The organism is Enterococcus sp. FR204, assembly GCF_031143325.1.
GTDB lineage: Bacteria > Bacillota > Bacilli > Lactobacillales > Enterococcaceae > Enterococcus_B > Enterococcus_B faecium.
Genome location: NZ_JAKZIW010000038.1, coordinates 1 through 21,573 on the forward strand (window position 1 = coordinate 1; position 21,573 = coordinate 21,573).

Genomic DNA, 21,573 nt, shown 5'->3' on the forward strand with positions numbered 1-21,573 from the left:
TTATTAAAAAGTTTGCTATTATCAACCTCGTTATTAACTTTGGGCTCAACAATTCTCCCAACTGGAATGGTTTTTGCTAGCGAACAAAATATCACCGAAAATTCAAGTTATTCTAGCAACGATAATGTGGGTGTATCTATACAAAAAGACGAGAATGGTGACCTTATGGTAGTAAAAATGGAAACAAAAGCTCGTGCTAATGTTGCAAGATGGGGTGCATGGCAATATACTCATATTGCTTTAAGTACTGGCGTAACAGCTGGGGCTATAAATACTGCCTACTCTAAAGGAATTGGTTCTGTTTTAGGTATCTTTGGACTGCCTGGCTGGGCAATAGGAAATCTTCTAACTGCAGCTGGTTGGACAAATTATGGTAATTCCCCAGGAAATGCAGTCGCTCGGCTATGGGATAAAAATCATAATGGCTGGGTAGGCTCTTACAAACGAACCGGTTATGATGGAGCGGGAATAGCTGTATCCACTGCTTATAAAACAGAGTAAATAATTCAAAAGGAGAACCTATGAAAGCTAAAATAGATTTATTCTACGAAAAACATCCTTATCTCGCACTTTTAATCAACTTATTGTTAGGTAGTATTATCGGAATTTCTGTTGAATATTTACTAAATAAAGACTTTATAGGTTCTGGTTTCTATACGGTATTGTTTTTAAGTCTTCTTGAAGCTTTTTCAATTTACAGGAAATCCAAAAAAAATAAATAACTTCAAAGTCCCTTTTGTATGGGAATCGATTCATTGCCTTGTTCTTTGGTTAAGGACTGGAAGAACAGGAAAGTGACTTCGAAGACCAATTCTATTTTTTTGTTTTCTAAAATCGACAAACAAAAAAGCACTCAAATCGAGTGCTTTTTTACGATATTTTCTTAGTCTTAAGATAGCCCTAATTTGTCTTTTATAGATGAAGGTACTTTATCGCTAGTGATTACTTTTTTCTCTATAATTCGCTTTTCGCTTGCTTTCAACTGCAAGATTGTTCCTTCGGGATAGGCAGAACCATTAGCAGAGTCGCCAGAAGTAATGACATCAAAATCCAATTGTCTTTTTTCACCGTTTTCAGCGTACGCATCTACGTTATATTTAAACCCTTTTCCAATTACTTCTCCATTATCTGCTTTAATATCAGTTTCTGCAGGCATCGGTGCTTTGATTACTGCATAATAATCTTTTCCTACATAAGTAGACTGATAGTAGTCCCAGCTTTTCCATCCTATAAAAGCAATCAATATGATAACGATCAACCCTAAAATTTTTTTCATGAAAGATCTCCTTTTTTATTTTTATTATATTAAATATTATACAGATAATAACGGAATATTATCATCGAAACAGCTAACAAAATTGTCATAAAAAACGAGATGGTTGATATTAGAACTTGTGTTTTTGTTTAGGTCTAGAGATAAAGAGATACAATTTCCAAATATATGTAATGAATACAAAAAGACGTCTGTCGCGGATCACCGTTACAAACGTCTTTTATTGATTTTCCGAGATCTCATCAGTCGCCATTTGGAATGGGTCACTCCTTATCTAGATTCATTTAATGCTCGGACTGCTTGTTCAATTGTAATACCAAACGCAACGTTATTTTCGTTTTGTGCATCAATCGCCATAAAACGGTTAGAAGTTGTATCAAAGGCTACGCGGTATTGCATATTTGTTTTTGTAAACGTCATAAAATTCATCTCCTTTGTAATGTAATTCAGTTCTTGAAAGTTTCCTTTAAACTTTCGAACCTATAACAAGTTTAGCATCGTCCGTTTTTTCATGCAATTAAAAAGCATTTATCACTTTTCTTGTTTACTTTTTCTTAAATCAATTAGCTGTTTTCTTTCAAGCCAATAAGTAGTCCAACCATCAACGTTACAAAGACTATTGCTTGGATATAGATCATATGCTCACCCCCTGTAAATAATTTAGCAGGATAATGAAAAGAACACACGAACAACATAGGAATATAAACAAACGTTTTTGTCACAACATCTAGAATTATGATAAGAAAATAGTTATCTAAAAAGTAAAAAATAAATCAAATAAAAATAAAAAAGCAAAATAAAACGTTTTCAAATGGAGGGAGATTTGTTATTATAAAATAAAGAAAAACAAAGAAAAGAGGGAATGAAATGGTAAAAGCAGAAGTAGGAAGAACTTATATATGCAAACCGATCGGCGTATCTCACGAACTAATCGGCTGTATTGAACGTACATATAACAACACGGCTGTCGTGTATGTTGAAAGTTATGACCAACGAGACCATCCAATCATCCATGAAAGCAAGTACCGCATGCTCGTAAAATTCTGTGATATTAGTGCACCTGCTGAATTGGTTTCTTAAACAGTATTTTTGAGAATTCGCAAGAACTCCCTTATAATATAAATAAAGACAGAAGGGAGCGAGAAGATATGCCAAAAAGAAAAAGTTCAGGGAAAATGGGGATTATTCTTGCAGTGATCTCTGCAATTCCTGCTATTTTAGCTATTGTTCGTGCGATGAAGGAATCAAGAGAAAGTTAAGGACACGTTATGAATGTCAAACAAAAAACGCATATACCTGCGATAGCAGGTTATGCGTTTTTTGTTGTATAAAGGCTTATTTCATCAACTATTTTTGATTAGCCAACACCCAAAACAAAATTTAGTAGCTTGTCTGAATAAGTGATTTCTTCATCTGTTTGTTTCACACTTTCATTTAGTAGTCCCATCTCATCGGTTATGATACCATCCACACCATAAAACATCATGCGACTCATAGCATCTGAATCGTTGATTGTCCATACATATACTTTTTTTCCATCTTGATGGGCAGAATTAATGAAGTTACGATTGATCGTACTATACTCCATTGTCAAAAAATCAGCAGGCGTTACGGGTGGTCCAACGATATTGAAAGGCAAGATATAGCCCACATAGAAGTTTGGTTCTGCTTCTTTTAAATCAGAAACAGTTTGATACGTCAAACTTTGCAAAATATGATGATTCTCTAAGATCGCTTTGCGGTATTTCTGAACAAATCGTTCGACCAGGTCATCCGAATCTTTTTTAGAGGTCTTGATCTCAATAAGTAATTTTTGGTTCAATTCCTGCGCTTTTTCTAAATAAGAATCAAAAGAACACACAGGGGCTTGGAACCCATTTTCAGTAACCGTAAGATTTGTCAATTCTTTCAATGTCAAATCCTGTGGTGTTCGATTTACCCCTGTTAAGTGACGAAGATTTGCATCATGCATCACTACGAAACGGCCATCTTTTGTTTCCTGCACATCCATCTCTATATAATCAGGATGATAGTCTCTGCTTGTTTTTTCAAGTGCTTCTAAAGTATTTTGCGCCCCATTTTGCGTACTTACACCTCTGTGAGATACAGTCACTGGTTTTGTCTGAACTGCCGAAGTCAGATAATCCATATTGTAAAGACAAACGCCAATACCGAAAAAAACTGCAAAAAGGGTCAAACCAGTGTTTTTCAGCGCAGATAAACGCACGTTGGGTGTTTGAGGCGTAAACCACTTGGGAATCTCTGGTAAGAAACCTTCGTCATCCATGAAATCAACGATGATATAAAAAATTCCTACAGTAGACATCACGATATTGAATAATAAAATTCCTTGTAAAAGCGTCATCGCAAATACAGCGCTGATCAATGCGTAATTCGGGAAAAATTCTTCAACAACACTTTGTGCCAAGATAACAACGATATATCCCAAAGAAGAAAGAAGTAAAATCGTACCGCCAATCACAATAAATTGCCCCATGATGGCAAAAAGACGTGATTTGGTCAGCAACCAGCTTTCTCGAATGGATGCTCGAAAAGGTCGATCTCGTAAAATCATTTCAGGTAAAGCGAAAATCAAACGAATCCCAATATAGCCAAGAAAAATGTAAACGAGTAAAAAGGAACTGACGACGATCCAGCGGTTAGCAAAAATAAAATCCATGATAAAAGCAGGAATTTTTATTTTTGACAGTAAATCAGAATTGAAACTTAACCCGCTGATCGGTAGAATCAATAAAAAATAAGCAAGAAAAAACAAAAAAGTAATAGGTCTCACTTTTTTCAGTTGAAGTATCGTCAAGTGCAAGAGCTGCTTTAAAGAAACCGGTTCTTTCTTTTTAATAAAAAAGACGCTCATCAAAAGAAATGCAAATTCGAAATAAACCAATAGTAAAATCGTCAGTAAAACGGCGATTAACGACAGCAGAACTCCAGGATGCTGAGAGAAAATCAAAGGAATATTGTCATAAGACAAATAGTCAATTGCTCCTCGGTGCAAAATAAAACGAGTCGTACTGCTCAATAAGGGTAAACAAATAAATAAAATAAAGCCATGCATCAGCAAGACATCACGGAAATAAGCTTGTGTCCCTTTCAAAAAATCCCACGCGTTGCCTAAGCTACGTTTCAAATAATTCATCCTATCACCTACTTTCACATTGTAGCGCAAATCCAATGAAAAAGGAAAGGGCGCAATGTATCTTGCAGACCCTTTCCCAGAATTAACATTGGTAATCAATCAATAACTGATTTTGCAAAATAAATATTAACCAAGCAGACCACTTAGATATTGTCCTCCATAAATCAAAGCCATACTGTATAAGAAAATCGATAGTGGTTTAGCAATCAAAATAATCAGTGTATATCGTTTCACTGAAATGTTTGTCAATCCAGCCATCAAACATAACGCATCATCCGGAGCAACCGGAAGAAAAATAGCTAGAGCAAACAGCTTTTCAAAGCGGTTTTGATTGTCTAACCAGCCAATATATTTGTTATAGGTCTTATCGCTGATCATGGAAAGAATGAATGGTTTTCCGTAACGTCGTCCTAGAAGAAAGATAATAATCGAACCAATACAGATTCCAACATAGTTGTAAATAAAGCCAGCATAAGGACCAAATATCAGGACACCCGCTGCAGTGCTGATTCCTCCAGGAATAATTGGAATAACCACTTGCAAGATTTGGATGAAGATAAAAATGACCGGACCTAGAATGATCGAATCACCTACTAATCCTCTTAAAGCATTCAAATCTTTGAAAACACCTAAATTAATAAAATAAATCGTCAGCGCGATTGATAGACCTAATCCGATAATGGAAATGAAATTTATCAGTTTTCGAGAGGCAGCAATATTCATTATTCATCAACTCCTTAGAGGTTCTTTGATATCTATACTTTACTAGAAAAGCAACTGTCTGCGCCACTTTTTAAGATGACAGAAAACAAACAATTTTGTAAGTTCATCATACGTTCATTATAAGTATAAAAGAATAATCTCAAAAAAAAATCCAACTAAAGACTTATTTAACATCTTGTTTTTTCAAAAATAGAAAAAAGATAGAAAACGTTAACAATTATGCTTGGAAAGCATACTGATGGAATAAACTAAGCATTGGACAGGTTAAAAAATGGGGCTTAAAATAAAATGCGAAGAAACAATAGATAATGATGTAATTAAGAACAATGTTCGAATCACCTAGCAATCACGAACGGAGGAAATAAAAAAATGGCAGAAAAACAAACCGCAGGAAGAGATCAATTGGGGGAGTTTGCACCAAAATTTGCAGAATTGAATGACGATGTTTTATTTGGACAAGTATGGTCAAGAGAAGAATTATCTCCTCATCAGCGTAGTATCATCACCCTATCTGCTTTGATCTCAGGAGGGAATTTTGAACAATTGCCAGCTCATCTGAAAATTGGCAAGCAAAATGGCATTACTAGTGAAGAAATAGCAGAAATCATTACCCATTTAGCTTTTTATGTAGGGTGGCCAAAAGCTTGGTCGGCTTTTAGTTTAGCAAAAGAAATCTATCTAGAAGAAAATAGAGAAGATAAGAAAGAGGCGTAAATGATGACAAAACACGAAGAAATACAAAAAGGCGTGATTTTTCCAGCAGGTAAAAAAAACGAAGCATACGCTCAAGTATTTACCGGGCAAAGCTATCTGAATATGTTAGTAAACGATCCCGAAGTTTCTGTTGGTGTAGGGAATGTAACTTTTGAACCAGGCTGTCGCAATCACTGGCATGTCCATACAGACGGCTATCAAATTTTACTTGTGACCGGAGGAGAAGGCTGGTATCAGGAAGAAGGAAAGCCAGCAAGACGATTAATGGCTGGAGATGTCGTCGTAACGCACAAAGGGATCAAACATTGGCATGGTGCGACAAAAGACAGTTGGTTTGAACATTTGGCGATCACTGCTGGTAATTCAGAGTTTTTAGAACCTGTAACAGATGAACTATACGAAGGATTGGAAAATCAATAATATCAAGCTTAGAACAGCTCCTAAAAGTAGATTTTTAATCGAACTTTCAGGAGCTGTTTTAGGTGGATGAAGCTGTTTTGTAAAATAGGTTAATAATAGGGGCGAGGAGAAGCACGCCGGAAAATCTTGATATTGATAATCGGCTGGGCATACATGATTTCCACATCGTCAATCAAACTACCTAGCAGATGATAATCTTCCCGATCATGTCGAGGATTACCTAATAGCTCCTGATAGTAGATTTCCATGCTAGGGTCTCGAGGATTGTTCAGCAAATCAGCAAGTACATCTAGATCTTCTGGCTGAGTTTCTGTTGTGCCCTGTATTTCTATGAAAAGTCCCTCCTCAGCAAATTCTACGCCAATACGTATTTCAGTTATTTCGTGGGAATATAGATAAGTAAGAAGCTCATCGATGATTCTTTTTGATAATTCTTTTTCCAAGTGTCTTTTTTTCCTTTCTGACAGCGGTAAAGTTATCTAGTATCGGTACAAGGATACCTGCAACGAATCCAGTTGAAAAACCACTGTTATATAAATTGAGTCCTCCGTGCAAAGTGCTGACGTTATGGACAAGAGCAATATGTAACATACCAGCTATTACACCGTAAAAACTGCCGTAAAAACCGCTTATGGGAGCGAGGCCTGTCCCAAACACAGCGGCAACGAGCATGCCGGTGCTGGTGATCTCATGAAACGTCCCAAACAAAGAAGCAAGAAAGATTCCGACTAGTATCGGAAAACTGTTTTTTAAATGACAACCAAAAGCACTGAAACCAACCGCAGATAAAATAGCACCGATGACAGGACCATTTAACTTACCACCAACCAGCAAAACATAAGAAGAAAGCATTAGACCAACTAGCCCCATGTTGATCAAAGTAGCACCGATACCAGAATTAGCAATGAAATCAGTTGTCAGTTTTCCAGATGAATCGAAAATCTCTCGAATACCCGAAAGTCGAAAGGAATTATAATAGAAACCAAAACCGACTGTCAGCAAAAAAAAGCCGAAAATGATCCAGACGAGAGGGGAATGGTATTCATTGGAAACCAATGTATTCTCGACGATCGAGTAGCTGAACAATCGCAAAACAGCAGTAAAAGCCATGGCAATCAAGCCTGAGGTAAATCCAATATTATAAAGCGTGAACCCGCGATGGAAAACTAAAGTTTGAGCAGCCAATGGCGGAAGAAGAAGACCAATTGCTATACCGGCCAAATTGCCCAGCAGAACACCTACTAGCAAAGGAAAGCGCATACCAAAAGTAATGTAACTAACGACCGGCGACAATGCGCTGCCGAACAGTCCTATCATAATATACTGAGAAAAAGGTTTATTGACAAATACAGCATACAGGTATACACCTAAAATGATCGAGATCGAATTATAAAGGTTTTTGCCAAAAAAAGAAAAACCGGTAACTGTTAAAATCGAAGCGAATAAGGGGCCATTTAAAATCACCTTTTGCCGGTAAGCCAAAAGCACAGAAAGTAAGGTCAAGATCCCAACGTTTATAAATGCGCTTCCAAAACCACCCAAAGCAAAATAATCTGTCAGAAGATTGCTTGGCGAGGTAAGAATAGTCAGTAGTCCACTCCAATTAGCGGCAGGTGTACCAGAAACTAAGCCAATAAAAAGAAAAAAAGCACCTGTAAAACTAAGATAAAAATATTTTCTTTTCTGTGAAACGATTCTTTTTTGAGGATGAATATAAATAACGTCAGTTTCGTTTTCCATTACACACCTTCTTTTTCGTTTTCTTTAACTATAACTTGAAATGAAAGATTTGGTCAACTATCATTTAGGTTAAAACTAAAAATGTAAGGGAACCCAGTGAATTTAACCAAATTTTTTTAATTTTGCAAAAAAAGTTAAAGAAGACTGAGAAAAAAATTTAAAATATAACGTTTTGAGTAAAATGTTTGCAAAAAATACTAAAAATAGGGTACAATAAAACAACATATACTGCAGTAAAGAAGTGGGGGAGTTTTAATGAGAAGAAAAGTCTATACCAAGGATCAAATTCTAAAAGCTGCTTATGATGTTGTTGCAAAGGAAGGGTTTAAAGGATTTACTGCGAGAAACATTGCGAAAAAGATGGGGATTTCGACTCAGCCAATTTATCTGGAATTCAAAAACATGGAAGATTTGAAAAATACGTTATTGGATTCAATCTTTGAACAACTAAAAGAAGATGTTTTCCCTATTGAGCGCACGGGTGATAAAATCATTGATCTCGGTTTGAACTATATCTACTTTGCAAAGAAACATCATAGTCTTTACATGGCATTGTACATTGATGAACATGGGGACGGAAAGAAAATGCATGATTTTTCTTACAACTATTTCCGTGAAATAGTCAAAGAAGATGAAAGATACAATCAATTATCGGATGATTATATCGATGCCTTGCATACTGGTACATGGGTAGCGGTGACTGGCTTAGCATCATTGATGTCATCAAACATCATGCATCCAACAGAAGAACAAATCATCGCACTGATCAAACGGACAATTGACTCGATTTTAGCACTAGATAATCCTGAAACAATCAGATAGTGTTCTATCATTATGAATTTGACCGGTAAGTCCGTTGGCTGTAAACTGTCAATGGACTTTTTTTGTAAAAAAACGGTTTCTGTTATTTATCTGTTAGAAATAGGCTTGACATTTCGTGGAAAAAGTTTAAAAATAGTACTTACGGAAGGTTGGCAGAGTGGTAATGCACCGGACTCGAAATCCGGCGAACCGGCTAATACCGGCGCGCAGGTTCAAATCCTGTACCTTCCTTATATATCAACGATTAGACACGATTTCGATCGTGTCTTTTTTTGTTGTAATTTAGCCTAAAATGTTTTTTGACTCCCCTTTTGACTCCCCCTGAGTACTATTCTTCATAAATGCTACAAAATTATTGATGACTTTTTTGTTTTGAGTTTCAGTTACATGAGTGTAAATATTTGAAGTAGTTTGAATGTCTGCATGCCCTAAACGTTCCTGAACATCTTTTAAAGAAGCTCCTGATTCAAAAAGGAGAGAGGCATGAGTATGTCGAAAACCATGAGTAGTGATTCTTTTAGTCAATTCTGGATGATGCTTATATATGACATTAAGCCACGAACGTGAAACTGTAGGGTTATAGAGAAGACCATCATGGTGAAAAATTAAGTTTTCGCTTTGGATTGTAACGATCGTTTTGTTTTTTGTATAATACTTTCTCAATAAACTGATCAAATCATTGTCCAGATAAATTTTTCTTTTTCCAGATTTTGATTTAGGAGTATTTACGATCAATCTCCCTTGATAACCTCTTGTTACAGTTTTATTAATATTGAGTGTTTTGCTCTTAAAATCAATATCCGACCAGGTCAGTGCAAAAGCTTCTCCTTTTCTTATACCTGTAAAAGCCAATAGGGAAAAGAATAAATATCTTTCATCATCATCGTTTCTTATTGCTTCTAAAAATTCGATTAATTCTTCTTTAGTATAAAATTCGATATTTTTATCTTCGATATCTAGAGCTTCTCCACGTGGAATAGAAACTAATTTCATAGGATTGCTAGTTATAATTTGTAAAGAAGCAGCGTAATCAAAAACATTAGATGTGTAATTTTTTATTTTCTTAAAAATTTTAGGATGGCTATCGGACCAAGTGTTTACTGCTTCTTGACAGAAAAAAACGTCTATTTTGTCAATGAACTTATCTCCAAACACTTTTAAGATGTGTGTGTCAAAAATTTGTTTGGTGGAGGACCAAGTGCTTTCTTTAACTGTCTTTTTATAATTTTCAAACCATAAGCCGTAAACATATTCGAATTTCTTGCTCTTTTGAGCTGTAGAAGCTTGCAGTCCTTTTTCCTGTATATCTGCCTCCAATCTTTTTAAAGCTCTCTCAGCGGCTAATGGCGTACTAAAACCTCGTCTCGTTGTTTTTCTTTTTTTTCCTGTTAGCGGATCAACTCCTAAGTACAGACTAAACTGATATTTTTCTTCTCCTTTTTTTGTTAAGTGCTTTTTAATTCGTTTATCAATTTCTTTTTTTGCCATCTTTATCTTTCCTTTCGTACGTTTGTTCGGTTGTACAGCGGATTTCGAGATGGTAAAATAGGGTACAACAAATAGACCTACTTTACCGTAGCTCTTTGCACATTTGCGTTCTTGGTCGGGCGGCAAATGTGCTTTTTTTATTTCACTCTTAGTTCTTGTCCTGGATAAAGCATGTAGTTGTTTGGATCCATACCGTTTAATGCAAACAGTTGATCTACCGTAATTCCAGCTCGTTCAGCTATTTGTTTGGGCCCTTCACCAGGTTGCAAAGTCAAGGTTTCGGTTTCAGATGAAGAAGGTGCCGTTGGTTGAGCTTGATTAGCTGGTACATAATCTTGTGGTACTGATTGCTCCGTTGAACTGGGAGTGGGTGAAACTTGTTCAACACTTGAACTAGGAGTAGCTTCTGCATAGTTTTCTACACTTTCAGCAGAGTAAGTACTACTAGTTTCAGGAGGCGTATTCTGCGCAATAGCATCTTGTTCTACAGTACTAGAAGATGCAATAGTACTTTCTGTTGTAGTCGAAGATGATTGTTCGTTGCTGCTTGTTGAGCTAGTAGTTGTTCTCGATTCTTTAGTTTTTTCCTTTTTGTAGGGTTTCAAAACTAATTTCTCATTATCATCAGATTTGTTAGATTTTTCTGGAGTTAAAATAATATTTTTATTTTCTTTGCTGACAGTATATTTGGCATCATTATCTTTGTCTTTATCATCTTTCCAAGTCATAACATCGCCTTCAAGTGTATACTCAAATTTGTAATTCATTTGGTCGACTAAGCTTTTAGCAAATTCTTCTCCCATAGCCTCCCAATCGTTACTTGAAGTTGATTTCATAGAACTTGTGTCAACACTAAAAGATACGACGTGATCAGAAAATGATGCGATCATATTAGGTTCGTCATCTTTGGTTGCTTCAATCAACCAATCATTAGCTTTTAAATCTTCTGTAGTTACTTTTTTACCACAAGCAGTGAAAAGTAACAGAGAAGCAAAAACTAATAAACTTGTTATTACTTTTTTCATTTTTTATTCCTCGCTTCTATGATATGATTTTTATGTACGATCTTAGAAGTAAGGTCATTTGTCCGTGTGCCAGCACGGGCTTTTTTTATTTAAATAAGTCCCAAAAGCCAAACGTAGTCTTTTTATAAACTTTATTGTATGCAGCTTTTTTTGGGTCTTTAATCCATCCAGAGCCTTTCTTTCCATAACCAGGAATCACAGCTTTTTTCACAGCTCTTTTTGCCTTTCCAGTAGTTCTAGCGCTGATTGATTTTTTTATACTTGGTTTTCTCATTCCTATTTTCATCTATATCCTCCTCACGTTGTATTATAATTCACAAGAAACGATCGAATTCATCTGGTAATCCAAAGCAGACGAGCTTTTCATATTTTGTCATATGATCAAAGCCGTCTAAAGTTGGATCAATAGTCAGATGAGTTGCGAAATAATTTGCTTCTTTTTCAATTTTTAATTCAGATACTAGCGTTTTTTTAGACAACATAGGTGTGTTTTCATTCGGATGCAAAACACAGTGGCCTAATTCATGACTACAAGTTATCCATTTTCCCATCTCATCTAAACTAGAATTTATGTGGATCATTTTTATCTGTTTGAATTTACTATAGTAACCATAAATTTCTCCCAAATCTTCTTCTAAAACTAGTATCTTCAATTCTCGTGCAATTCTAAAAGGATTGCGTGTTTGATATAGTTTTACCAGCTTATTAATTTTGTTATCAATTTGAGGTAAATACATAAACAACGTACTCCTTTTAATCGCGATATTTTTTAGGTGTGTATTTTTTCTTAGCTTCTATTTTAGCTATTCGCAAAGCATTCTCTAAAGAAATAATGAGAGCTTCACGTGTCACTTCACTCATTTCATTATCTTTCTTCGAAAAAGCCATTCCATCAGCATTAGATAAATCGTCGATTAATGACTGTAATTCTTGTTGAATATCACGCTCGTCTTTTTCTGTTAAATCATAGTATCTTTTTTTCTCAGTACGTCCTAGCAAATAATCTACAGATACGTCGAAGTAGTCAGCAATTTCTTGTAACTTTTCGGCAGTTGGCTGTTTTCCTGCATTTAAACTATAAAAGTAATTCTCTCCGTACTTCAAATCTTTAGCGACTTGTTGAAGGTTTTTATTCTTGTTTTTCGCTAGTTCTTTTATTCTTTCAAATGTTGTCATTCCAACGTTCCTTTCCAACACGAAAAAATAATTTACGAAAAAGAGTAAAAATGGCTTTACAATTTTACGATATAGAGTTATTATTTATCCGTAAGTTAATTTGATAGAAAAAAGCAAACTAAAAACACACCTTATAGCATAAAGTTTGGCGACCAAGTGCAAATAAAAGGCTTTGTTATAGGCTTATTTCTCTATGTATTCATTTTACTCTATAGTGTAAAAATGTCAATGGAAATTATATTTTTCTATCACTTTAACTTACAAATTTATAAAAAAGGAAGTGGGTTAATGTCAAACTTGGATAACGGTCGTGCGGCGATCAAAGAATTTATGAAAGAGAATGGAATAACTATGGATGATTTGGCTACTGCTTATGGTCACACGCGTGTACGAATGCAACAAATTCTTGATGGACACTGGAGTGGACCAAAGGCAAACAGAACTATTCTAGAGATCATCCGTGATTACAGAATTCGATAGGAGGCTAGTCATGAATATTCTAAGCGAAGAGTTTTTGACTCGTTTAAGAATTGCAATTGTTGAAGTTGTAAAGGACGCACTTAGTCAACTTTCAAAAAAGAATTTGTCAGAAACACGATATTTGAAAAAGATCGAAGCTAGAAAATATGTGGGAGGTGTAAACGATCAAGGCTTTGAGAAGTTAATAGCTCACGGTTTAAAAGAAATTCGTATAGATGGCTTTTTAAGATATGACAAAAAAGACATCGATGAACTGATGGCTAAATACAAAATTTAAAAGGAGGACATACATGACAGAGATCACCATCACAGACGGACATATGCCTCATACCGTGAAAACAAAAGAAGAGGCACAACGTATTATTGATCGATATTTTCCGGAAGGGGAGTCAACTATGCAAATAAGAAAACCAATCGTTGAGCGCTCGAGTAGCAAAATGCTGCTCGCAACACTTGCCGAACACAAAAAGCCAGTATACAAAGCTCGTCAGCTGCAAGCACTTTGCTATATCAGCTTAGTTCTAAACGTCATTTTATTGTCTGTTGTCTTTGCCGTTTTATAAAAAAAGGAGGTTAGAAAATTGTCGTACAACAAATGGACAAGAGAAGAGGAGCAACTTCTTATTCAAAATGTCAGATACGACCATCGCGGATTTGTTTGTAATTGTAATGAATTAGCTGAGTTACTTGGGATAGATAAAAAGCGTATTTGGCCCAAAATCCATCAAATGCGTAAAAAAGATTTGATCGATGAAGTTTATTGGGATGATCCAATCGAACCGCCTAACAAACGTTACAGTCAGCAAGAAGATAAAAAAATAATTTCTATGTATCAGTCAGGTTGTCCAGTAACAATAATAGCGCAGGAATTGAATAGAACTGAGAACGCGATTCGCTGTCGTCTTAATATCATGAAGAAAAATGGACAATTAGAAAGCAATCGAAAACGCAGGTACACAAAAAGAGAAGTTGAGTTATTAATATCAGAAATTAAATTCGATAAAAATGGTTACGTATTAAATATTGATTATTTAACTAGACTACTGCATAGACCAAAGCACGAGCTTTTCAGAAAAATTTGTCTATTAAGGAAACAAGGAGAAATAACTATAAAACCCGATCGTACAAAGGCTAGTCAGAACTGGTATGACGTAATGAAAAAACAAATTGATAATCATCACAAACTGATAGCTGCTCGATATAGCTATCAAAAAAAGACACGACCGCCGGCAAGCAAAATCGTGTCATGAAAAATACTAATTACAAGGAGAGTTTATCACAATGAATGAAAAAATCCAAAATTTAATTAAAGAGTTAGCAGCTGAATGTGCGAATGATGATCTAGGAATGTCAGTTAGTGTAGTCGATGAAAAAGGGGAAGTCGCTCTTGGACAAGCTGGAAACGATAGCTTGGTTGCGTGGAGTGTTTACCAACAGTATGAGAAAACAAAACGTGATTTGCAGAATAATAAATGCAATTGTGAAACTCACGGTACTTTAAAACAATTGTTTGGTATTGAATATGAAGATCCAGAGTTTGAGGAATGGTATCAGGACTTTCTACGGTTTGCCGAAAAAATAGATCGCAAGAAAGGTGGTATAAAATTCTGATGATCTCAGTCAAAGGGTTAGGCGATGAAATATTCGAAGCAATGATGCACAAAGCACAACAAGATGTACAAGAAAAGATTTTGACTGCTGCTAGTTATGGTCAAACGAGTTGCACGATTCGCTCAAAAGGGCTAACACCTTCATTTTTAGCGGCATTGGAAACAGAAGGCGTATCTAGCATTGAACAAGACAATGACACATTAAAACTATTTTGGGAATTTTAGGAGGCTGTGATGAAAGACTTTGATTCTTTAGGCGCAAGACAGCAACCACCAAATGAAGCTAGTCCTGTTGGAGTCGATTGGCAAGGAAATTCTTTGTATCAAGGCGATTCTTGCTATTTAACAGAAGAAGGCTATGTGCCAGTAGACGACATTCTAGAGTATGCGCAACAACATTATCCAAAAATTGAATTAGGAGGAATTTAGAAATGGCAAATGATTTAACACAAACAACACAACGTTCATTAGACGAGCAGGTGATCAGTAATCTTGGGCGGTTACAAGAACAAGGCTTAGAAATGCCACCAGGATATAGTCCACAAAATGCGTTAAAAAGTGCTTTTTTCGAACTCACTAACAATACAGGAGGAAATTTGTTGCAGATGGCTGCAAACAATCAAGAAATGAAAACCTCCATTTCTAATGCACTTTTAGACATGGTTATTCAAGGGTTATCTCCAGCAAAAAAACAATGCTATTTCATTAAATACGGAAACAAGGTTCAGCTAATGCGTTCATATTTTGGAACAATGGCGGTCCTTGATCGTGTAACTGGAGGGGCAGATATTACGCCTGTAGTCGTTCGACAAGGTGATGAGTTTGAAGTTGCAATGGATGGACCGAACATGGTTGTCAAAAAGCATGAAACAAAATTCGAGAATTTAGACAATGAAATCATTGCAGCCTATGTAGTTATCAAGTTAGCGAATGGTAAAGAGACCACAACAGTCATGACGAAAAAGCAAATCGATCAGAGTTGGGCGAAGTCAAAAATGAAAGGTTCTGGACCACAAAAGGAATTTCCAGAAGAAATGGCTAAACGGACAGTAATCAATCGTGCAGCTAAAACATTGATCAACACAAGCAACGACAACGATTTATTAGTTCAAGCTGCAAAAGATACGTTAGAAAATGAATTTGACAATGATCGGAAAGATGTAACGCCACAAACAGAAAAAGTGGCTACTCTCGAACAAAAATTCTTTTCAAACAAAAAGATTACTGAACCAATACAAAAAGAACCAGATCCGATTGTGATTCCAGATGATATCCAAGATGAAGTAATTCGAGTTGCTGACGTACCTGGCCATTCAGAAATAGAACAAGCACATTTAATCGAAAATGAGGATACCGATCCGATTCAAGAAGAATTATTAGATATTCCGGACTTTGGACGTGAGGAAGGTGTAGACGATGTCTCAGAATTTGAAGACGATGAGTACCCTTTCTGATGAAAATTATTACTCCAATGAAGCTGACTGGCAGTACATGTCGACATCACAATATAAGTCCTTTTTAAAATGTGAAGCCGCAGCCTTAGCAAAGTTGAAAGGCGATTGGTCACCGACGTCGGATCCCAAAGCCTTACTCGTCGGAAACTACGTACATTCTTATTTTGAATCAAAAGAAGTACATGAAGCGTTCAAAGAAGAAAATAAATCCAGAATGTTTTCTAGTAGGAAGCCGTATGGATTGTTGAAAGATTTCCAAATTGCTGAACAAATGATTGAACGACTTAAGCAAGAAGAAGCATTCATGAATATCTATCAAGGTGAGAAAGAAACGATTGTGACCGGTGAATTGTTTGGAACAACATGGAAAGGCAAAATTGATTGTCTGAATGTAGAGGAAGAGTATTTTGTTGACATCAAAACAACCAAAGACATGCACGAGCGTAAATGGAACGCAAACTACGGATCAAGAGAAACGTTCATTGTCAATTTTGGTTACGTGCTTCAAATGGCGATTTATCAAGAATTACTTTTCCAACAATACGGAAAAAGTTTTATGCCGATCATCGCTGCAGTGTCCAAGCAGACACCAAGCGAAGCAAGACTGATCACGATTGACCAGGACAATATGGATTATGAGCTGGTTATGTTAAAAGAAAAAATCGAAAGAATTGTCAGAGTGAAGAACGGCGAAGAGAAGCCGAACCATTGCGGTTTGTGCGAGTACTGTAGAGGTAATCTTCCAATTACTGGATTCACTAGCATGGACGATTTGTAGAGTGGTGGTGATGAAATGACCGGAGGATGGATAAAGCTTTATCGCCAATTACTCGAGAAACCTATTTGGCAAGAATCTACACCAGAGCAAAAAGTTATCTTAATTACCCTTCTTTCAATGGCGAATCATGAAGAAAGAGAGTGGGAATGGCAAGGCGAACCGTACAAAGCAAGTCCAGGTCAATTCGTTACTTCTCTCGATAGTATTAGAAAAAAATGTGGTAAAGGTATCTCATTGCAAAATGTTAGAACTGCTCTAAAGAGGTTTGAAAAATATGAATTTTTAACAAACCAACCAACAAACAAAAATAGGCTTATAACCATTGTCAACTGGGAGGTTTACCAATCAAAAGACAACGATCTAACAAAGGAACTCACAAGCAACCAACAAGCAACTAACAAGCAACTAACAACTAACAAGAATGAAAAGAATGAGAAGAATGATAAGAATAATAATAATCTTCGCAACTCTCGAAAAACACGAGAGTATGCAGATGACGATCCAAATAAAAAATTGGCCATTCTTTTATTAAAACTCATTCGAAAAAATCAAAACATCAAAGAACCTGATTTGGATAAATGGGCGAATACGATTCGTTTAACAATTGAATCTGACAAACGAACTGGTAGAGAAGTTCAAGACATGATTGTGTGGGCCACTAGTAATGACTTCTGGTCAGGTGTGATCTTATCTCCAACGAGTTTGAGAAAACATTTTGATAAGATGGCTGTCCAAAAAAACAAAAGAAAACAACAAAATATTTCTAATGATGAGTTACCAGAAACAGGTGAGGATTGGTAATGAATAAAAAACTAAGTGCAATGGCTGCACCTTACGGCGGATTAAAAACAGCAGATCATAATTGCCCGAAATGTGGTGATCCATTGTATATCTGGAAAACAAAAAATAAAGATGGTACTGATCGATGCGGTCCTACATGTATCAATAAGATTTGTGGTTACCGAGAAATGGTAACTAAAAATCAAAAAGAAGCTATCCAAAAAGCAAATGAAGCAATGAAAAAGGACGCTATCAATCGAATGCTTAATAGCTCAATGATTACAGATGATGCCATATGGACCTTTGATTTTGATGGATACAAAGTAGTCGATCAGGAAACAGCACAAATAAAAGCGATGGCTCAAGAATGGGCTAAAAAAATCGTAAGTGGTAGCACGATTCACGCAGTTATTACTGGTAGAACAGGGGCCGGAAAAACTCATCTAGGTGCTGCAGTGATCAAAGAAGTAATGATGGCATCTAATTATAAAATTGCCTGTTCATTTATAAGCTATCGAGAATTATTAGAGCAATTGAAATTTGCAATGAATGATCCAGAAGCAAGAAAAGCTGTGACAGGTTCGTTGATGGCTGAAATTAAAAAGACGGATTTTGTAGTGATTGATGATTTAGGTGCGGAGCTAGGAAGAATGGAAGAAAACAACCAAGCAACGCCATACGATGTCGATGTTCTCACATCGCTCACAGAAGCTCGTCTAAACAAAGCAACGATCTTCACAACTAATTTATCATCGAAGCAATTAAAACACGCATACGGCGAGCGAGTGTTCTCTCGTGTGATGAATGGAACGAAAGGAAACATCGCTGTATTCAAAACAACGACAGATAAAAGGAGGAATCCAGTTTGACCTTTGTAGTAAAGAAAATGTGTTATCTGAATGATCGTGGATATGGTGAAGCAAGTCTTGAATATGCGGATCACCACGAAACAAAAGAAGAAGCCCAGCTTGTTGCCAGCGTCTGTGGTGGCGAAGTAGTAGAGGTTATTAAACCAGAACGGCGTTTTTCAGGACCAAAAGCTATACCAGTAAGGGAAGAGGCTTGCCGTCCGAAAAGCAATCAAGCTTGGATGAGAGGTGCAAAATGACTTGCCTAAAATGCAACGATGAAACGGTTATTTGGTATAAGACATCGCTTGGATGGTCAACTTGTGAACCTTGTCCAATCTGTAATGAAAATGGACGACGTTCGAAAGAGCGACTCGAAAGACTAAAGAAGGAGCATAGCGAATGGCAACTAGAAGCAAATATGGAAACAAAAAGCACGAAGTAGACGGCATCACATTTGATTCAAAGGCAGAGGCTCGTTATTACATGAAACTAAAACGAAACGGTATGAGCTTCATGCCATTATCTGAGACCTACTGTGCCATGCAAGAAAATGTTCTGCTGCAAGAAGGATATCTATGCAATGATCGTAAGATTGCACCGATTTATTATAGAGCTGATTTTGTAATCTATGAAAATGGCCAAGTAAAAAAAGTGATCGATGTCAAAGGGTATCAAGATGCAATCTCCATGTTAAAAATGAAGATGTTTGCTCATCGATACGGCTTTCCAGTGACATTTGCTAAGTTCGATTCAAAAATCAATAAATTCATTGAAATGGATTGTTTTGAATCAGCAAGACAGCAGCGGAAAAGACAAACGGAACGAAGAAAAAAGAAATTAATGGAGGGAAAATAAAATGACAAAACAGGTGAATTTCAGACCAGAATTAAAGAAAGTAACATCAAAATCAAATGGGAACACAGAAGTATTACTAGTTGTTAGCAACGGATCATTGAGAGGTAGTACTGAAAATTTAACTGAATTTCTTGGCTCAACAGTGACTGTAGTAATCCAGCCAGAAACTATCGAATACACAGTGCCAGTAAATAAACAAACGAAAAAACCGAATGTCGAATACGTTGTAAATGCTGATGGCACAATCGACATGCTTAAAGAAGAGCAGACTTCACTTGATGTAGGTGATGGAGTAGAAGAAGTTGAAAATGTGAAAATCCTAGTATCAAAGGAAACGATTGATGAATTTATTAAAACAGCAACGACATTGCAACTACCAGAAAACGTAACTGTAAATATTCGAGACGTTCTTATCCGTTTAGCAGAAGGCGATAGTATGAGTGAAATTGCTGCAGATCATGAATTATCAGAGATTGCTTTAATAGATCAAATCGAATTAGCTAGACATTACTTTGCTCCATATGCAGATAGCTGGTCCAAACATAAGGACGACATCATTTTTCCAGAGGAACAATGAGAGCAACTGATCCAGTAATTATCCTTGAGGAAGCCAAATTTATTTGGACTCACGAAGAGATAGAGCAAGCACGCTTGCTCTTTTCTCAAGGAGTTAAGCCGAGCAAAGTAGCTGAAATAATGGATCAAAAGATTCTTGATGTCGGATTGCTTTTGCTCCATTTAGCAGAAAAAAATCTAATTTGAGGTGGAAATGATGATTCAACTTGCAGGCATCCAAACAGGGAAAATTTATTTTTCCGGTGAAAGCAAAAGTGAAGCAAGTCAATGGTTGCTTAAAACATATACGAATAATAAGAAGCTAAGAAAAAAATATCCTGATGCGTTGCTAAAGGATGATCAGATTATGCCGGAACCAATGATTTTTACCAAGTGGGATAAATAAAAAAAGAATATCGCGTAACGAATAATAGTTGCTCGGCTAAATAGTTAGAAATGTTAAAAAAAGCAAAAAAGCCGACGTGTAAGGTCGGCTGGGAAACAATTATTGTCTATTTTCTAGCCTCATTAATCAGACCTTGAATTCTTTCGTGGCCATTTAATAAACCGCTTGCTGCTTCAAAGAAATCTACTAAACGTTTAAATTCTATATCACTCCATTGATGGCTGTGGTTGGTTCGTACATTATTTAAGAATTCTGTATTAAATTCAGTGAACTGATGTAATATGTTGTCAAATTCTTGAAGACCACCAAGAAGTTCATCGTTAAGAGCAATAAAGGTGTAGGCATTTGTGAAGCTGGCGTGAGCCTGATTTAAATACGTTAAGGCGCACATTAAGTCTTTTTGCTTATCAAATTCTTTTTCATCATCTAGCTCGCTTTTAAATAAAAGTTTATGTGAATAGTTTGCGTTATCAAAACCATCAATTAATAAATTTGATAAAATCTGTTTTTTTTGTTCAAAATTTTCAATTTCCATTATTATCACCTCGATTTAATTTACAAGTAAAATACCTTGTGAAGATATTATATCAAATAAAAAAAGCTGATTTAGGGGGTCTTACAAAAATACTAAAATTTTTTCAAAGAGATGATTCAAAGCGAACAATAAAATTTGGTCATCTCTTGTTAAACAGTAAAAATCGAACGATATATATTCCAGAAAGGATGTTTGTATGGGAAAAACAAAATCGAAAATCAAGAAGAAAAAACGTCGTTTGGAACAAAAGGCAATCCAGAATGGAACGGCTAAGAAAAAATAAAAAAAGCCACCTCTTTATGAGATAGCTGCCCATAACTATTTTACCATAAGGAGATGGCGTTTGTGAGATTTCAGTGGTTAAAAGATTATCAAGAACTTGATGAGCAGATTCTTTACTTAAAGTGGAATCTTAATAAAAGTAAGCTTGAATTGAATCGATGGGTCAATGGGGATTTAGCAGACGTCCGAATCGAAAAGAATTCTAGATCAGCTTCTTTAGAAGAAAATATTCAAAAGATAGAAAATGAAATTGATTTACTCGAAGAACAAAGAAAAGAAATGCTTGCTATTATTAATTCTTTTAAAGGGATTGATAATGAGATTATTCGGAAGAAATATATTGAAGGTTGTTCATTAGAGATAATAGCCGAAGAGATTGGCTACAGCGCATCTTATGTCAGACAAAGACACGCAGAAATTCGTAAAACTTTAGACTTCTTAGATGAGTA

At 36.0% G+C, this 21,573-nt stretch carries 35 protein-coding genes and 1 tRNA gene; 24 read left to right on the plus strand and 12 right to left on the minus strand.

What is annotated here, in order from left to right:
- Both RG571_RS09010 and RG571_RS09015 read left to right on the plus strand, forming a co-directional pair.
- Positions 1–501, plus strand: a 501-nt coding sequence (locus RG571_RS09010; RefSeq protein WP_308947796.1) for a hypothetical protein, incomplete at its 5' end; no start/stop codon positions are given.
- Positions 502–521: 20 nt separating this feature from the next.
- Entirely contained in the window at positions 522–722 is a 201-nt protein-coding gene (locus RG571_RS09015; protein WP_002338856.1) for a hypothetical protein, read from the plus strand.
- Positions 723–889: 167 nt separating this feature from the next.
- Here the strand turns inward: RG571_RS09015 and RG571_RS09020 are convergent, their stop codons facing one another.
- Both RG571_RS09020 and RG571_RS09025 read right to left on the minus strand, forming a co-directional pair.
- Positions 890–1,276, minus strand: a complete 387-nt coding sequence (locus tag RG571_RS09020; RefSeq protein ID WP_002338855.1) for a YxeA family protein — start codon at positions 1,274–1,276, stop codon at positions 890–892.
- Between the two features lie 267 nt (positions 1,277–1,543).
- A complete protein-coding gene (locus RG571_RS09025) occupies positions 1,544–1,693 on the minus strand; it encodes a hypothetical protein (protein WP_002293931.1) in 150 nt (49 codons plus the stop codon).
- A gap of 447 nt (positions 1,694–2,140) precedes the next feature.
- On the opposite strand from RG571_RS09025, the gene RG571_RS09030 reads away from it, so the two are divergent.
- On the plus strand, positions 2,141–2,353 hold the full coding sequence (locus tag RG571_RS09030) for a hypothetical protein (protein ID WP_002329372.1): 213 nt from the start codon (positions 2,141–2,143) through the stop codon (positions 2,351–2,353).
- Between the two features lie 277 nt (positions 2,354–2,630).
- Here RG571_RS09030 and RG571_RS09035 read toward each other — a convergent pair whose 3' ends face one another.
- Together RG571_RS09035 and RG571_RS09040 are read right to left on the minus strand one after the other, a co-directional pair.
- Positions 2,631–4,430, minus strand: coding sequence for a glycerophosphoryl diester phosphodiesterase membrane domain-containing protein (locus RG571_RS09035; RefSeq protein WP_002338854.1), 1,800 nt, complete (start codon positions 4,428–4,430; stop codon positions 2,631–2,633).
- Between the two features lie 126 nt (positions 4,431–4,556).
- Positions 4,557–5,153, minus strand: coding sequence for a TVP38/TMEM64 family protein (locus RG571_RS09040; RefSeq protein WP_002329369.1), 597 nt, complete (start codon positions 5,151–5,153; stop codon positions 4,557–4,559).
- 369 nt (positions 5,154–5,522) lie between these two features.
- Between RG571_RS09040 and RG571_RS09045 the strand changes: the two genes are divergently transcribed.
- Together RG571_RS09045 and RG571_RS09050 are read left to right on the plus strand one after the other, a co-directional pair.
- Positions 5,523–5,867 carry a carboxymuconolactone decarboxylase family protein gene (locus RG571_RS09045; protein ID WP_002338853.1) on the plus strand — a complete coding sequence of 115 codons (345 nt, stop codon included), beginning with the start codon at positions 5,523–5,525 and terminating at the stop codon, positions 5,865–5,867.
- Positions 5,868–6,287, plus strand: a complete 420-nt coding sequence (locus RG571_RS09050) for a cupin domain-containing protein (protein WP_002338852.1) — start codon at positions 5,868–5,870, stop codon at positions 6,285–6,287.
- 89 nt (positions 6,288–6,376) lie between these two features.
- Here the strand turns inward: RG571_RS09050 and RG571_RS09055 are convergent, their stop codons facing one another.
- Both RG571_RS09055 and RG571_RS09060 read right to left on the minus strand, forming a co-directional pair.
- Positions 6,377–6,730: a hypothetical protein gene (locus RG571_RS09055; RefSeq protein ID WP_002338851.1), complete on the minus strand. Its 354-nt coding sequence runs from the start codon at positions 6,728–6,730 to the stop codon at positions 6,377–6,379.
- Positions 6,696–8,027 carry a DUF1576 domain-containing protein gene (locus RG571_RS09060; protein ID WP_002338850.1) on the minus strand — a complete coding sequence of 444 codons (1,332 nt, stop codon included), beginning with the start codon at positions 8,025–8,027 and terminating at the stop codon, positions 6,696–6,698. Before RG571_RS09060 ends, RG571_RS09055 begins: the two co-directional genes overlap by 35 nt.
- 255 nt (positions 8,028–8,282) lie before the next feature.
- Between RG571_RS09060 and RG571_RS09065 the strand changes: the two genes are divergently transcribed.
- Both RG571_RS09065 and RG571_RS09070 read left to right on the plus strand, forming a co-directional pair.
- Positions 8,283–8,849: a TetR/AcrR family transcriptional regulator gene (locus tag RG571_RS09065; protein WP_002308856.1), complete on the plus strand. Its 567-nt coding sequence runs from the start codon at positions 8,283–8,285 to the stop codon at positions 8,847–8,849.
- Between the two features lie 143 nt (positions 8,850–8,992).
- Positions 8,993–9,080, plus strand: a tRNA-Ser gene (locus RG571_RS09070).
- Positions 9,081–9,131: 51 nt separating this feature from the next.
- Here the strand turns inward: RG571_RS09070 and RG571_RS09075 are convergent.
- The 5 genes from RG571_RS09075 to RG571_RS09095 all read right to left on the minus strand — a co-directional run bounded on the left by RG571_RS09075 (position 9,132) and on the right by RG571_RS09095 (position 12,538).
- Entirely contained in the window at positions 9,132–10,337 is a 1,206-nt protein-coding gene (locus RG571_RS09075; RefSeq protein WP_033655447.1) for a site-specific integrase, read from the minus strand.
- Between the two features lie 137 nt (positions 10,338–10,474).
- A complete protein-coding gene (locus tag RG571_RS09080; RefSeq protein ID WP_192453772.1) occupies positions 10,475–11,362 on the minus strand; it encodes a LysM domain-containing protein in 888 nt (295 codons plus the stop codon).
- An 85-nt stretch (positions 11,363–11,447) separates the two neighbouring features.
- Positions 11,448–11,648, minus strand: coding sequence for a hypothetical protein (locus RG571_RS09085; protein ID WP_086319037.1), 201 nt, complete (start codon positions 11,646–11,648; stop codon positions 11,448–11,450).
- A gap of 28 nt (positions 11,649–11,676) precedes the next feature.
- Positions 11,677–12,099 (minus strand): ImmA/IrrE family metallo-endopeptidase, encoded by a 423-nt coding sequence (locus tag RG571_RS09090; protein ID WP_002353429.1) that lies wholly within the window; start codon positions 12,097–12,099, stop codon positions 11,677–11,679.
- A 16-nt stretch (positions 12,100–12,115) separates the two neighbouring features.
- Positions 12,116–12,538: a helix-turn-helix domain-containing protein gene (locus tag RG571_RS09095; protein WP_192453773.1), complete on the minus strand. Its 423-nt coding sequence runs from the start codon at positions 12,536–12,538 to the stop codon at positions 12,116–12,118.
- Positions 12,539–12,826: 288 nt separating this feature from the next.
- Between RG571_RS09095 and RG571_RS09100 the strand changes: the two genes are divergently transcribed.
- The 16 genes from RG571_RS09100 to RG571_RS09175 all read left to right on the plus strand — a co-directional run bounded on the left by RG571_RS09100 (position 12,827) and on the right by RG571_RS09175 (position 20,307).
- Positions 12,827–13,018, plus strand: a complete 192-nt coding sequence (locus tag RG571_RS09100) for a hypothetical protein (protein WP_010725712.1) — start codon at positions 12,827–12,829, stop codon at positions 13,016–13,018.
- Positions 13,019–13,028: 10 nt separating this feature from the next.
- Entirely contained in the window at positions 13,029–13,295 is a 267-nt protein-coding gene (locus RG571_RS09105) for a hypothetical protein (protein ID WP_002342110.1), read from the plus strand.
- A 13-nt stretch (positions 13,296–13,308) separates the two neighbouring features.
- A complete protein-coding gene (locus RG571_RS09110; RefSeq protein ID WP_058138104.1) occupies positions 13,309–13,581 on the plus strand; it encodes a hypothetical protein in 273 nt (90 codons plus the stop codon).
- Between the two features lie 18 nt (positions 13,582–13,599).
- Positions 13,600–14,268 carry a hypothetical protein gene (locus RG571_RS09115; protein WP_002301763.1) on the plus strand — a complete coding sequence of 223 codons (669 nt, stop codon included), beginning with the start codon at positions 13,600–13,602 and terminating at the stop codon, positions 14,266–14,268.
- Between the two features lie 31 nt (positions 14,269–14,299).
- Positions 14,300–14,629, plus strand: coding sequence for a hypothetical protein (locus RG571_RS09120; protein WP_002301761.1), 330 nt, complete (start codon positions 14,300–14,302; stop codon positions 14,627–14,629).
- A complete protein-coding gene (locus RG571_RS09125) occupies positions 14,629–14,853 on the plus strand; it encodes a hypothetical protein (RefSeq protein WP_002301760.1) in 225 nt (74 codons plus the stop codon). The genes RG571_RS09120 and RG571_RS09125 overlap by 1 nt, the downstream gene beginning before the upstream one ends.
- A 9-nt stretch (positions 14,854–14,862) precedes the next feature.
- Positions 14,863–15,057, plus strand: coding sequence for a hypothetical protein (locus RG571_RS09130; protein ID WP_002301759.1), 195 nt, complete (start codon positions 14,863–14,865; stop codon positions 15,055–15,057).
- Between the two features lie 2 nt (positions 15,058–15,059).
- Positions 15,060–16,082 (plus strand): RecT family recombinase, encoded by a 1,023-nt coding sequence (locus RG571_RS09135; protein WP_308947649.1) that lies wholly within the window; start codon positions 15,060–15,062, stop codon positions 16,080–16,082.
- Positions 16,045–16,860 carry a PD-(D/E)XK nuclease-like domain-containing protein gene (locus RG571_RS09140; protein ID WP_192453774.1) on the plus strand — a complete coding sequence of 272 codons (816 nt, stop codon included), beginning with the start codon at positions 16,045–16,047 and terminating at the stop codon, positions 16,858–16,860. Before RG571_RS09135 ends, RG571_RS09140 begins: the two co-directional genes overlap by 38 nt.
- 15 nt (positions 16,861–16,875) lie before the next feature.
- A complete protein-coding gene (locus RG571_RS09145) occupies positions 16,876–17,661 on the plus strand; it encodes a hypothetical protein (RefSeq protein ID WP_192453775.1) in 786 nt (261 codons plus the stop codon).
- Positions 17,661–18,509, plus strand: coding sequence for an ATP-binding protein (locus RG571_RS09150; RefSeq protein WP_002335805.1), 849 nt, complete (start codon positions 17,661–17,663; stop codon positions 18,507–18,509). The genes RG571_RS09145 and RG571_RS09150 overlap by 1 nt, the downstream gene beginning before the upstream one ends.
- Positions 18,506–18,748: a hypothetical protein gene (locus RG571_RS09155; protein ID WP_058138097.1), complete on the plus strand. Its 243-nt coding sequence runs from the start codon at positions 18,506–18,508 to the stop codon at positions 18,746–18,748. The genes RG571_RS09150 and RG571_RS09155 overlap by 4 nt, the downstream gene beginning before the upstream one ends.
- 142 nt (positions 18,749–18,890) lie before the next feature.
- Positions 18,891–19,346, plus strand: a complete 456-nt coding sequence (locus RG571_RS09160; protein ID WP_002301753.1) for a DUF1064 domain-containing protein — start codon at positions 18,891–18,893, stop codon at positions 19,344–19,346.
- A 1-nt stretch (position 19,347) separates the two neighbouring features.
- A complete protein-coding gene (locus RG571_RS09165) occupies positions 19,348–19,923 on the plus strand; it encodes a hypothetical protein (protein ID WP_002335803.1) in 576 nt (191 codons plus the stop codon).
- Complete coding sequence (locus RG571_RS09170; protein WP_002317594.1) at positions 19,920–20,108, plus strand: hypothetical protein; 189 nt, start codon at positions 19,920–19,922, stop codon at positions 20,106–20,108. Before RG571_RS09165 ends, RG571_RS09170 begins: the two co-directional genes overlap by 4 nt.
- Before the next feature lie 7 nt (positions 20,109–20,115).
- Entirely contained in the window at positions 20,116–20,307 is a 192-nt protein-coding gene (locus RG571_RS09175; RefSeq protein ID WP_002335802.1) for a hypothetical protein, read from the plus strand.
- 106 nt (positions 20,308–20,413) lie between these two features.
- Here RG571_RS09175 and RG571_RS09180 read toward each other — a convergent pair whose 3' ends face one another.
- The gene (locus tag RG571_RS09180; RefSeq protein ID WP_094889697.1) at positions 20,414–20,842 is read right to left on the minus strand and encodes a hypothetical protein; all 429 of its coding nucleotides are present in this window, start codon (positions 20,840–20,842) and stop codon (positions 20,414–20,416) included.
- Positions 20,843–21,187: 345 nt separating this feature from the next.
- On the opposite strand from RG571_RS09180, the gene RG571_RS09185 reads away from it, so the two are divergent.
- On the plus strand, positions 21,188–21,573 hold a 386-nt coding region (locus RG571_RS09185), incomplete at its 3' end, for a hypothetical protein (protein ID WP_308947648.1).